13 protein-coding genes and 1 pseudogene are annotated in these 11,014 nt (G+C 72.0%); 7 read left to right on the plus strand and 7 right to left on the minus strand.

The window, feature by feature from the left end; translation table 11 throughout:
* A partial coding sequence (locus tag IH13_RS0130165) for a sterol carrier protein domain-containing protein (RefSeq protein WP_031089250.1) occupies window positions 1-702 on the plus strand: 702 nt, incomplete at its 5' end.
* Between the two features lie 80 nt (window positions 703-782).
* Window positions 783-1,253: a GNAT family N-acetyltransferase gene (locus IH13_RS0130170; protein WP_031089251.1), complete on the plus strand. Its 471-nt coding sequence runs from the start codon at window positions 783-785 to the stop codon at window positions 1,251-1,253.
* Between the two features lie 130 nt (window positions 1,254-1,383).
* Here IH13_RS0130170 and IH13_RS0130175 read toward each other — a convergent pair whose 3' ends face one another.
* The 3 genes from IH13_RS0130175 to IH13_RS0130185 form a co-directional block, all read right to left on the minus strand.
* The gene (locus IH13_RS0130175; RefSeq protein WP_031089253.1) at window positions 1,384-2,250 is read right to left on the minus strand and encodes an alpha/beta fold hydrolase; all 867 of its coding nucleotides are present in this window, start codon (window positions 2,248-2,250) and stop codon (window positions 1,384-1,386) included.
* A gap of 120 nt (window positions 2,251-2,370) precedes the next feature.
* Window positions 2,371-3,225, minus strand: a complete 855-nt coding sequence (locus IH13_RS0130180; RefSeq protein WP_031089254.1) for an alpha/beta fold hydrolase — start codon at window positions 3,223-3,225, stop codon at window positions 2,371-2,373.
* 156 nt (window positions 3,226-3,381) lie between these two features.
* Window positions 3,382-4,185, minus strand: a complete 804-nt coding sequence (locus IH13_RS0130185) for an alpha/beta fold hydrolase (RefSeq protein ID WP_031089255.1) — start codon at window positions 4,183-4,185, stop codon at window positions 3,382-3,384.
* 183 nt (window positions 4,186-4,368) lie between these two features.
* Here IH13_RS0130185 and IH13_RS0130190 point away from each other — a divergent pair, with 183 nt between their 5' ends.
* The gene (locus IH13_RS0130190; RefSeq protein WP_031089257.1) at window positions 4,369-4,740 is read left to right on the plus strand and encodes a VOC family protein; all 372 of its coding nucleotides are present in this window, start codon (window positions 4,369-4,371) and stop codon (window positions 4,738-4,740) included.
* A gap of 222 nt (window positions 4,741-4,962) precedes the next feature.
* Here the strand turns inward: IH13_RS0130190 and IH13_RS0130195 are convergent, their stop codons facing one another.
* A complete protein-coding gene (locus tag IH13_RS0130195; protein WP_234433444.1) occupies window positions 4,963-5,424 on the minus strand; it encodes a hypothetical protein in 462 nt (153 codons plus the stop codon).
* 69 nt (window positions 5,425-5,493) lie between these two features.
* Between IH13_RS0130195 and IH13_RS0130200 the strand changes: the two genes are divergently transcribed.
* From IH13_RS0130200 to IH13_RS0130215, 4 genes are all read left to right on the plus strand, one after another.
* Window positions 5,494-6,117: a TetR/AcrR family transcriptional regulator gene (locus IH13_RS0130200; protein WP_031089259.1), complete on the plus strand. Its 624-nt coding sequence runs from the start codon at window positions 5,494-5,496 to the stop codon at window positions 6,115-6,117.
* Between the two features lie 179 nt (window positions 6,118-6,296).
* Window positions 6,297-6,752 carry a helix-turn-helix domain-containing protein gene (locus tag IH13_RS0130205; protein ID WP_031089261.1) on the plus strand — a complete coding sequence of 152 codons (456 nt, stop codon included), beginning with the start codon at window positions 6,297-6,299 and terminating at the stop codon, window positions 6,750-6,752.
* Between the two features lie 28 nt (window positions 6,753-6,780).
* A complete protein-coding gene (locus tag IH13_RS0130210) occupies window positions 6,781-7,470 on the plus strand; it encodes a hypothetical protein (protein ID WP_031089262.1) in 690 nt (229 codons plus the stop codon).
* Window positions 7,471-7,617: 147 nt separating this feature from the next.
* Window positions 7,618-7,953 (plus strand): DUF2516 family protein, encoded by a 336-nt coding sequence (locus IH13_RS0130215; RefSeq protein WP_031089263.1) that lies wholly within the window; start codon window positions 7,618-7,620, stop codon window positions 7,951-7,953.
* On the opposite strand, the gene IH13_RS0130220 is transcribed toward IH13_RS0130215, so the two are convergent.
* From IH13_RS0130220 to IH13_RS0130230, 3 genes and pseudogenes are all read right to left on the minus strand, one after another.
* Window positions 7,935-9,281 (minus strand): PP2C family protein-serine/threonine phosphatase, encoded by a 1,347-nt coding sequence (locus IH13_RS0130220; RefSeq protein WP_031089264.1) that lies wholly within the window; start codon window positions 9,279-9,281, stop codon window positions 7,935-7,937. The two genes, IH13_RS0130215 and IH13_RS0130220, sit on opposite strands and share 19 nt — an antisense overlap.
* A 230-nt stretch (window positions 9,282-9,511) precedes the next feature.
* The gene (locus IH13_RS0130225; protein ID WP_031089266.1) at window positions 9,512-10,576 is read right to left on the minus strand and encodes a C40 family peptidase; all 1,065 of its coding nucleotides are present in this window, start codon (window positions 10,574-10,576) and stop codon (window positions 9,512-9,514) included.
* Between the two features lie 197 nt (window positions 10,577-10,773).
* Window positions 10,774-11,014, minus strand: a pseudogene (locus tag IH13_RS0130230) (class I SAM-dependent methyltransferase); the annotation flags it as partial.

The following is an 11,014-nucleotide window of genomic DNA, read 5'->3' on the forward strand; positions in this document are numbered from 1 at the left end:
CGCCAGCCCGGTGCCGTCAGCCGTGACGATCGCTGGTGGCAGCGGAACACGGGTGTCGGCGTCCCGGCGCACGAGATGTGGACGGAGCCCTTCTACGCGGTGTACCGCACGGCCGACGGCACGGTGGACGGGCTGGTCGCCTACCGTGCCGACGACCGCTGGGGTGACGCGAAGCAGCCGCTCAACAAGGCGACCGTGACCGGGCTGATCGCCGCGAGCCCGGCGGCGGAGCGCGCGTTGTGGCGCTTCCTGTGTTCGATCGACTGGATCACCGCCGTCCGCAGCGGCAACCGGGCGCCGGACGACCTGCTCCCGTTCTTCCTGCCCGACCCCCGTGCCGCCCGGGTCGTCACCCACGCGGACTTCCTGTGGCTGCGCCTGCTGGACGTGCCGAGGGCGCTGGAGGCCCGTACCTGGGGAGCGGAGGCGTCCCTGGTCCTGGAGGTTCGCGACGCGACGGGGCTGCCCCCGGGCCGTTTCCTGCTGGACGCCACCACGGCGGGGGCCTCCTGCACACCGACCACCCGGAGCGCCGATCTCGCCCTGGACGTACGGGAACTGGGGACGCTCTACCTGGGTGACGAGTCCGTGGCGCGGCTCGCCGCGCTCGGTCGGGCCGAGGAGCTGCGGCCGGGCGCGGCGGCGGTGGCGGACACGCTGTTCCGGACGCCGCGGCGGCCGTGGTGCCCGGACGTGTTCTGATCCCCGGCGCGGCACCCGGCCCTGGGGGCTCGGGTGCCTCCGGCGCGGAAACCGTTTGACGGGCTGGCTACGGTTTCCGCATGACGACCACGGTCCGCCTGGCGGAGATCACCCCCGGCAACGTCGACGCGGCGATCGGGCTGAGAGTGCGCGCGGACCAGGAGCACCTGGTCGCACCGGTGGTGAAGTCCCTCGCCGAGGCGTTCGCGTACGGCGACGCGGCCTGGCCCCGTCTCATCCTCGACGGTGATCGGCCGGTCGGTTTCCTCATGGCCTTCTTCGACGTCGACTTCGGCGGTGGCGACCCCGGCGCCGACCTGCGCTCCGGCCTGTGGCGCCTGAACATCGCGGCGGGCGAACAGGGGCGCGGCTACGGCACGTTCGCGGTCCGGTCCGTGGCAGCGGAGATCCGGTGCCGCGGAGGCACCCGTGTGACGACCACCTGGCACCCGGGCGACGACGGCCCGGAGAGGTTCTATCGGGGGCTAGGTTTCCGGCCCACCGGCGAGACGAGCGGTGACCAGCGCGTGGGGGTCCTGGAGCCGGCCTGAGCCTCGCGCCGCCTGAGCCTCGCGCCGCCGGGGCCGAGCGCGTCCGAGCCGACGGGGGATGGCTATCGGCCGCGTGCTCCGCCCTGCCGCGTCGTGCCCCTGGCCCGGGAGAGCGTGCGGGCTGCCCGGATCAGGCCGGGCCGGACCGCCGGGGGCGGGAGTTGTCCACCAGCCAGGTCAGGGCCGCGTCGGCGGAGTCGAGGACGGAGAGGTGCCCGTCGTCCGGGCTCAGCCGCAGCTCCGCGTCGGGGAGGCGGTGGGCGAGCCATCGGCTGTGCGAACTGGGGACGACCCGGTCCTGTCCGCCGTGCAGGAGGAGGACCGGCGCCGTGACCTGGGCGGGCGCGAAGCCCCAGGGGCCGACGTAGGCCAGGTCGTCGTCCACCGGCGCGCCCGGTCCGCTCGCCACGGCCGGTCCGACGACGTCACCGAACCACGCCCAGGTACCGGAGAGCGCCTCGTGGTCGGCCGGGGTGAACATCTCCGGGTCGTACGCCGCGTTCGCCGCGTGGTCCTCCTTCGCGGCGCGGCCCCGGGCGGCGGCCCGCAGGGACGCGGTCCCGGAAGCGGACATGCCCGCGAACCAGTCGAGCCCCTCCGCGTCGAACGGGGCCGGCCCGGCCACACCGACCACGGCCAGAACCCGTTCGGGCAACAGCGCGCCGCAGGCCAGGGCGTGCGGGACGCCGCCGGAATGGCCCATGACGGCGAACCGGCCGACGCCCAGCGCGTCGGCGACCTGGGCCGCGTCGCCGGCCGCCGACGCGACGTCCCGGCCCGGGCGGGCGGTCGAACCGCCGTACCCGGGGCGGTCGTACGACACCCAGCGGATGCCGAGCCGGTCGGCGGCGGGGAAGAGGGGCGCGGGCGGGCTGCCGATGTTCGGGGTGCCGTGGTGCCAGAAGACGGTGAGGCGGTGGCGGGACCCCGGCTCCCCGGTGTCGTACATCCGCACCCTGCGGCCGTCGGCCAGTTCCGCTTCCGTCTCCGTGACCACCACTGCCCCCCACGTCCGTCCCGGCGCTCCATCACCGCAGAGGCAACCTACAGCGGGCTCGCCACAGCCGGCCCTGAGCCGCGCACCCTGAGGCGGCAACCGCCGGGCGCCTGGCGGGTGTCAGAGTGCCGCGAGGTCCGCGAGCAGCTCGGCGGCGGGCTTCGGGTGGACGAGCCAGCGCAGGTGGCTCCCTTCGAGGGTCCGGACGTCGAAGGGGTTGTCCGGGGTGAGCGCGTCCGCTTCACGGATCATGCGGTCCTGCACGGCGGGCGGAAGGCTGGCGTCGGCTGCCAGGCGCACATAGGTCCTGGGTATCCGGCCCCAGGTCGTGGCCTGCGCCCGGTCGGCGGCTGTGCCGGCGTCGAGGTTCTCGTCGGGCTGGAAGGTGTTCAGGAAGGTCAGGAACTCGTCATCGCTGAGGTCGGCGGCGAACGCCCGCTTGAACGCGGCCAGTGCCGTCGGGTCGGCGGTGCGGAAGTTGGTCCGGAGCAGGCGGAGTTCGGCCGGGTTCCCGACGAGTGTGGCGGCGAAGGCCCCCGCGTCGACGTCCGCCATCTCCGGCTGGGTGTAGTAGTCACCCACGTTCAGGTCGACGGGGCACCAGGCGGAGACGTAGACGATCCGGTCGATCAGCTCGGGCCGGGCGTTGGCGACGGCGGTGGCCGTGGCGCCGCCCCTGCTGTGGGCGACGAGGACGGTGGGCCCGTTCCTCCGGGCCCGTTCGAGGACGTCGATCACGCGGGCGGCGTTGTCCGCGAGGGTGACTCCCTTGATGCTCCCCGGTTCCGTGGCGAGTGTGCCGAGGTCCTGGGGAGCCTGGTAGGACGCGGGGAAGGTGGCCTCGAATCCGTGCCCGGGAAGGTCGACCGCGGCGGAGCGGTGTCCGAGCAGGGCGAGTTCGGCCTGTAGCGGCGCGAACGAGAACGAGTTGGCGAAGGCCCCGTGGACCAGGACGAAGGTCGGAAGATTCTGCATGCCTCAGCCTCCAACAGGACGGTTTCCAGGGCAAGATCCAGCTTCCGGAGGGCTTCGGCCGTGCTCGGGGCGGGACCGCGGCGATCGGAGCCGAGCCCGACCCGCGGACGGGGGCCGCCGGACAGGGGCCGCACCGGCGGAGGTCCCGGTGTGCCTCTAGGCAGGCAGCCCGGCGAGGAAGCGGGCGATCAGGCCGTACGCGAGGTCGGGTCGCTCCAGGTGCAGGTCATGACGGGTCCCGCGAACGCTGACGGACAGGGTCGGGACGCGGCGGCGCATCAGCTCGTCCACGCGTGCAGGCGAGAGGAAGCTCGACTGGGCCAGCATGAGCAGCGTGGGGCAGGTGACGCGTTCCCACTCGTGCGCGAAGGAGTGCCGGGCGGCGTCCGCCACGGACCGGACCAGCACGTCCCTGTCGAAGCGGGGCCACCACTGCCCACCGCGTTCCTCCAGGCCGTCCGCCCAGCCCCTGCCGATGGCTCCGCCGCCGAAGAAGCGAACCGCGGCGTCGCGCGAGGGGAAGGGGACGGGCCATGAGTCGAACCACCGGCTGACCTGAGCCGGCCATGCGGGGTCAGGAACGCCCACGTCGGCTTCGATGACCACCAGCGCGCGGATCAGCTCAGGATGCCTCGCGGCGGCCAGGATGGCCGCTTGCCCGCCCATCGACTGTCCGACGAGGACCACGCGCCCCAGACCCAACCGGTCCGCCACGGCGACGACGTCGTCGACGAAGGCGTCCCTGGAGACGTCGGACGGGAAGCGGTCGCTGGCGCCCTGACCGCGTTGGTCGAGCGCGACCACCCGGTACGCCGAACTCAGGGGGCCCGCCAGGGCGTCCCACTCACCCGCGTGGCCGGCCAGCCCGTGCAACATCACCAGCGCCGGCCCGTCTCCGCCCCAGTCCCGGCATACGAGCCGCACGCCCTTCCGCTCCACCACCCGCTCGGCCCACGTCACCGCGGCACCCTAGCGCGCGGGGCCCTCCCCGCGTGTCCTGTCCCGGTATTCGTTGGCATGCTGCGGCCCTGACCTGCTGTGCTTACGGTTGAGTGGAACGAAGGCGCTCTCCCCGTCCCGCTCAACGGTAGGCAGCCGCCTCTATGGCGTGCACGGAAGTCCACTGATCGGCTCGGAGGTCTCATGTCCCTGCAGATGGAACTGGTCGCGATAACACTCGATTGCCCTGATCCGCTGGCTCTGGCGGCGTTCTATCAGCAGGCCACCGGCTTTGAACCACACCCGAAGTCGGACGCCGAGTTCGCCGGTCTCAACCGTGAGGACGGACTCTTCATCGGTTTTCAGCGGGTCGAGGACTACCGGGCTCCGAGTTGGCCTGACCAGATCGTTCCCCAGCAGCTTCACATCTGCTTCAAGGTCGCGGAGAGCCTGGACGAGGCTGAGGCGCGGCTGCTGGAACTGGGTGCCGGCAAGCCGGATCACCAGCCGCATGGGGACAAAGCGCGAGTCCTCACGGATCCGGCCGGACATCCCTTCTGCATCGTCACGCGCTGATTGCCGGGTTCACGAGGGCGTCGTCCTGTCTGGGCCTGAGTGGCCACGGCTGCCTACCCAGGCAGGTGACCGTCTCCGTGCCGGCCACCTCCTACCAGCCTCGGTGACCACGAACGGGCGGATGGGCCTGCCGAACCGACGAACCAATGGGCGCGCCTTGCGTCCCACCTCCCTGGCAACTCGCGCAAGGTGGGGCTGAGTGAGCGCTTGACCTGGGACGCCTCAGTTCGAGCCGCACGGGGGCGGGTCGGACGTCTCGCTCGATTCCGAGGTGGCGCGCTGAGGGTCCGAGGCCGTCTGCGTAGGGGCGGCGGCGACCAGCAGCGCGGCGAACACGAGGGGGGCGGCCGTCTGGTACCCCATCCAGACTTCGCCCCCGGCACCGCTGCCCTGGCGCGCCATCAAGAAGCCGATCAGGGCCGTCAGGACCCAGCCGCTGTCGTAGGCGATCATGAACTGCGTGTAGGTGCGCATCGACCGGCTGCGCGTGTATCCGATTTCGACACCGCCGCCGATCAGCAGGGCCACGCCCGAGGCCACCATCAGCCAGACCGGCGTGCCGAGTAACCGGCCGACTGGGGCCGCGCCGGCGATGTAGACAGCGGCGAGCAACACCTTGAAGGCGCCGTCGGCGATGGCGCCCACCGTCTGGCGGGTCACCCGCGGTGCCACGGCCTGGGCCATGAGCGTCCTCCTCGAAGCTCGTCCCGACTAGTTTCGTAACGAGATTACGGCAATAATCAAACTATGAGAATGACGAGGGCGGAGGCCAAGGAGCGCAACCGCCGCGCCCTGCTGGATGCCGCGTTCGAGGTCGTTTCCCGGGACGGATACAAGGCCAGGCTTGATGAGATCGCCGAACGCGCCGACCTGACCACCGGCGCCGTCTACTCACTGTTCGGAAGCAAGAACGGCCTGGTGGTCGCCTTGGCCGCCGACTGCCTGCGGCCGTACTACGAGGAGATCGAGCAGGCGGTTCCCGCCGGACTCGATCTGCTGGAAGCGGTCGACGCCTTCGCCCGGTACTACCGACGCGGTTGCGACGCCCCGGACGCGCTGTCCGGCCTGTCGCTTCAGATCACCTTGCTGGGCATGGCCCTGCACGACCCAGAGCTGGGGGCCCGGCTCGCCGCGTCCATCCGGTCGCAGGAGAGGCATCTGGTCGCGCTGTTCACCGGAAGGCCGCACGACGGAGGCGTCGTGACGCCGCAACAGGCGCAGCGCCTGACCACGGCGCTCAGGGCACTGTTCGTCGGCCTCGGCCAGGGCGTCCCTCTCGGTCTCGCCCCTGACGCCGACGAGCGGTACTTCGCCGACACCGCCCGGGCGCTGGCATCCGGGATGGTGCTCATCGACCACGATGCGGGCGCTTCGTGAGGGGCGGCCCGGATGAGGCGTCTTCGCGCATGCCCTCGTGAGTCACCACGCTTCGTGAACGTGGCAGCCGGGAGTGAGGTGACGGGAGCCGTGCGTCACACAGGGGCCGGACGTGACCGCGAACACTTTTGCAAGCGAGTGCTTGCAAAAGTTAGCGAGGGTGGTGCACCATCAAGGGCATGGCATCACTCAACGTCGGCAATCTCGGTGAGTACCTGCGTGAGCAGCGGCGTACCGCGCAGCTCTCGCTGCGGCAGCTCGCCGACGCCGCCGGGGTGTCCAATCCCTACCTCAGCCAGATCGAGCGCGGCCTGCGCAAGCCGAGCGCCGAGGTGCTGCAGCAGGTCGCGAAGGCCCTGCGGATCTCCGCCGAGACGCTGTACGTGCGCGCCGGGATCCTCGACGAGCGGGAGCGGGAGGAGCTGGAGACGCGGGCGGTCATACTCGCCGACCCGTCGATCAACGAGCGGCAGAAGAACGTGCTGCTGCAGATCTACGACTCCTTCCGCAAGGAGAACGGCTTCGACGCCGACGAGTCGAGCGCGGCCGGCCGGCCGGAGGGCGACGCCGGTACGGACGCCGGTGGCCCCCGCGCGGCCGGCGGCAGCGACGCAGAGACACCACCCCTGAACTGAATTCCGATGATCCGGGAGGACCACAGTCATGGCCATCACCGATGACCTGCGTAAGACCCTCACCGACCCCACCCCCCTCTACTTCGCCGCCGGCACGGCCGACCTCGCCGTGGAGCAGGCGCGTAAGGTCCCGGCTCTGATCGAGCAGCTGCGCGCCGAGGCCCCCGAGCGGTTCGAGGCCGTGCGCAACACCGACCCGAAGGCCGTGCAGGAGAGGGTCACCACGCAGGCCGGTAAGGCGCAGGCCACCGTGCAGGCGAAGCTGGCCGAGGTCCTGGGGGCGCTGGACACCGACCTGAAGAAGCTGGGTGAGAACGCCCAGGACCTGGCGCTGCGGAGCGTGGGGGTGGCCGCCGAGTACGCGGTCCGGGCCCGCGAGACGTACGAGAAGGTCGCCGAGCGCGGCGAGCAGAGCGTGCGGACGTGGCGCGGCGAGACGGCCGAGGAGATCGTCGAGATCGCCACCGTCGTCGAGGCGGAGCCCCGGCCGGTGCGGCAGCAGAAGGCCGAGGCCCCGGCCGCGTCGGTGAAGAAGCCCGCGGTGAAGCCGGTCACGGAGGCCGCGGTGAAGCCGGTCACGGAACCCGTGGTGAAGCCGGTCACGAAGGCCGCGCCGAAGAGCGCCGAGGCCGGGGCGGCGCCTGCGGCACCCGCGCGGAAGACGGCCCCCGCCCGTAAGCCCGTGGCGAAGAAGACCACCCCGCCGTCCGCGAAGTAGACCGGATCCCCGGGGCCGGGGCACCGGACCGGGAAGCGGGCGGGCGGGCCGGGGAGTGCGGCCGGGGCACCTTTCGGGGTGGCCCGGTCGTTGTTCCCGGTACCTTGGCCGCGAGGCGCTCTTTCCCCTGATTAGGCGGTGCTCACCGTGTTGCTCGAAGCATTCGGCTCGTTTCTCCAGCTGATCTTCCTGGCCATGCTCGTCCTGGCCGTGGTCGCGCTGGTCTTCGCCGCGACGGCGCGCGAGGACGCCTACCGGGCGGCGGACAAGCAGAAGAAGTCCTTCTGGCTGATCATTCTCGGCATCACCGTCGTCGTGAACCTGTTCATCCCGATCCTGTTCCTCCAGATCGCGGGCGTGATCGCCTCCATCGTCTTCATGGTGGACGTGCGGCCGGCGCTCAAGGCGGTGTCGGGCGGCGGGAACCGGCGCGGTGGGTCGTCCAGCGACGGGCCGTACGGTCCTTACAACGGCGGGCGCTGAGCACCCGAGGGCGAGGCCGGACCGGGGCGGGAGCGCGGGGCGCTCCGGCCCCGTCGGCGTATCCGGGCCTCGTCGCGCTCCAGCAGCAGCACGGCCACGTCGTCGGTCAGCTCGCCGCCGTTCAGCTCCCGTACCCGGGTGACCGAGGCCTCCAGCAGGTCCTCACCGCCCAGCCCACTGTCCAGCTGGCCGTTGACCATGGCCACCATGCCGTCCTGGCCGAGGCGCTGGGAGCCCTCCGCCGACACCCGGCCCTCGATCAGCCCGTCGGTGTACATCATCAGGCTCCAGGAACCGCCCAGCTGGACCTGGCGGCGCGGCCAGCGGGCGCGCGGGAGCAGCCCGAGCGCGGGGCCGCCGTCCTCGTACGGGAGCAGGTGTGCCGCCCGGCCCTGGCGGGCGATCAGCGGTGCGGGGTGGCCGGCGAGGCAGAGCCCGGCGTTGCGGCCGTCGGGGGCGATGTCGACGGTGCACAGGGTCGCGAAGATCTCCTCGCTCTGCCGTTCGTGCTCCAGGACCTCCTGGAGGGTGGCGAGCAGCTGGTCACCGCAGAGCCCGGCCATGGTCAGCGCCCGCCAGGCGATGCGCAGTTCGACGCCGAGCGCCGCCTCGTCCGGGCCGTGGCCGCAGACGTCGCCGATCATCGCGTGCACGGTGCCGTCGGGGGTGCGGACCGTGTCGTAGAAGTCACCGCCGAGCAGGGCGCGGCTGCGGCCGGGCCGGTACCGGGCGGCGAAGCTCAGGTCGGAGCCCTCCAGGAGCGGTGTGGGCAGCAGGCCGCGTTCCAGCCGGGCGTTCTCCTGGGCTCGCAGCCGGGACTCGGTGAGCTGGTGCTGGGCGATGTCCGCGCGCTTGCGTTCCACGGCGTACCGGACGGCCCGGCTGAGGAGGCGCCCGTCGAGCTCGCCGCGGAAGAGGTAGTCCTGGGCTCCCACCCGTACGGCTTCGGCGGCCCGCTCGGCGTCGTCCGCGGCGGTGAGGGCGAGGACGGCGTGGCGCGGGGCGATGCGCAGGACGTGCTGGAGGGTGATGAGCTCGTCGTGGCCCTCGGCGCCGTCGTCCGGCCGGCTGCCGGCGGGGCGCGTCCCGCCGGGCGGCACCAGGTCGAGGTCGACCAGGACGCAGTCCACGTGGTCCGTGAGCAGCCGCTCCGCCTCGGTGAGGTTGCGGGCGGTACGGACGCGGACGCGGGTCCCGCCCTCGGCCGACAGCTCGGGGACGGTGAAGGTGCCCGCAGGATCGTCCGAGATCACCAGGAGCGTGAGGTCGGGTCCGTGGGTGCTCTCCGCGGCGGAGACAGCGCGTTGCCGCGGTACGGGTACGGGCATCGGTTCGGGTTCCTTCCCTCCCCCGAGGGCGCGGCGGACCGCCGATCGACGACCCGCCAGACGGGGACCATAGCGGTCCGTGGTGGGGGAACGGAATGGCGTACGAAGATCGGCCCCTGTCCCACGCGCGGCCATAAGCCGCGTCCTGTCACGGATCCGGCGGGATGCGAGCGGAGCAATGGGACACGGGTGCCATGACGAACATCACGCGGGTGACGGGCGCGGCAGGGTCACTTGTCGGGGCGGACGACGCCGAGGATCTCCATCGAGCCGGCGCCCGCCAGTGTCACGTCGCGGCCGGGCCGGGGGGCGTGCACGATCGAGCCGCCGCCGACGTACATGCCGACGTGGCTGGCGTCGCTGTGGTAGATGATCAGGTCGCCGGGGCGCATGTCCTGGACGGCGATGCGGGGCAGTTGCCGCCACTGCTCCTGGGACGTCCTGGGTATCGGCCGCTTCGCCGCGGCCCAGGCCTGGGAGGTCAGCCCGGAGCAGTCGTAGGAGTCGGGGCCCTCGGCGCCCCACACGTACGGCTTGCCGATCTGGGCGGTCGCGAAGGCCACGGCCGCCTTGCCGCTCGCGCTCGCCTCACGGTCGATGTCCTTGAGGGCGCCGGAGGAGAGCCAGGCGTTCTGCGCGGTGGACGCCGCTTCCTGCTCCAGCTTCAGCAGGCGGGCCCGCTCCTCCTTCTCCAACTGTGATTCGAGCTTCTCCGCCGCCGCTATCCGGGCGTTGATGGTCTTCTTGGCCTTCGCCTGCTTGAGCCGGGTGGCTTCGAGCTTCTCCCAGTTGAGGCCGGCGTCCTTGGTGTAGGTCTCCAAGTCCTCCTGCGCCTGCTCGAGTTCCCCCAGCATCCCCTTGGTGGCCTGCTGGTCCTGGCGGAGCTGGTTCATCCCGTCCAGGAAGAGGTCCGGGTCGCCGCTCAGCATCAGCTGGGCCCCTGCCGGGAGGCCGCCGTTGCGGTACTGCTCGCGGGCCTGGGCGCCGGCCCTGCTCTTCAGCTCGGCGATCCGCGTCTCGCCGTCGTCGATCGCACCGGTGAGCCGGCGGAGCTCCGCGGACTGCTTCTTCGACTGCTCCTCGGCGAGGTTGTACGCGTCGGTGGCCGCGCCCGCCTTGCGGTAGAGGGTGTCGATCTCCTCGCGCACCTCTTCGAGAGTCTTCTTCGCCGGTGCGGGCGTGGCGGAGGAGGTGGGCTCGGGTACCGGGGCCGCCAGGGCCTGGACCGGCGCGGTCAGCAGGGCCAGTGCGCAGACCAGGGTGGTCGCAGCAGAGGCACAGTGGCGTCGGTTCACGGACTCCCCCTCCGGGTGAAGGCAACGGCAGTCGGTGCGCGGGCACCTGATTTACCGTCAGTAACTAATCGATGACGACGCGATCGTGCCATGTCGTCCCGTAAAGCAACAGAGGTCCTGGACGCGTGACGTGTCACACAGGGGACGAACGGCGACGTTCAGGTGTTCCCGGCCGGAGGGTGGATCACCCCGTGTGCTCAGGCCCCGGGGCCGACAGGCCGCAGCGCGGCCCACCGGACGGTGACCTCGCCCTGCCGCCAGCGGCGTACGTCGTCCGTCAGCGGCCAGTCGGCGGACACCGCCCGCACCGCCGCGATCCAGCGCTGCCGCGCGCCCAGCGACGCGTACGGGGCGGCCGTCGCCCAGGCGCGGTCGAGGTCGCGCAGGAAGGCGTGCACCGGCTCACCGGGCACGTTGCGGTGGATCAGCGCCTTCGGC

The sequence above is a fragment of the Streptomyces sp. NRRL WC-3549 genome (genome assembly GCF_000721935.1).
In the GTDB taxonomy this organism is placed as follows: domain Bacteria; phylum Actinomycetota; class Actinomycetes; order Streptomycetales; family Streptomycetaceae; genus Streptomyces.

Coding starts and splice junctions, on each gene's coding strand:
- IH13_RS0130170 (WP_031089251.1), top strand. CDS start 783: ATGACGACCACGGTCCGCCTGGCGGAGATCACCCCCGGCAACGTCGAC.
- IH13_RS0130180 (WP_031089254.1), bottom strand. CDS start 3,225: ATGCAGAATCTTCCGACCTTCGTCCTGGTCCACGGGGCCTTCGCCAAC.
- IH13_RS0130190 (WP_031089257.1), top strand. CDS start 4,369: ATGTCCCTGCAGATGGAACTGGTCGCGATAACACTCGATTGCCCTGAT.
- IH13_RS0130195 (WP_234433444.1), bottom strand. CDS start 5,424: ATGGCCCAGGCCGTGGCACCGCGGGTGACCCGCCAGACGGTGGGCGCC.
- IH13_RS0130200 (WP_031089259.1), top strand. CDS start 5,494: ATGACGAGGGCGGAGGCCAAGGAGCGCAACCGCCGCGCCCTGCTGGAT.
- IH13_RS0130205 (WP_031089261.1), top strand. CDS start 6,297: ATGGCATCACTCAACGTCGGCAATCTCGGTGAGTACCTGCGTGAGCAG.
- IH13_RS0130210 (WP_031089262.1), top strand. CDS start 6,781: ATGGCCATCACCGATGACCTGCGTAAGACCCTCACCGACCCCACCCCC.
- IH13_RS0130220 (WP_031089264.1), bottom strand. CDS start 9,281: ATGCCCGTACCCGTACCGCGGCAACGCGCTGTCTCCGCCGCGGAGAGC.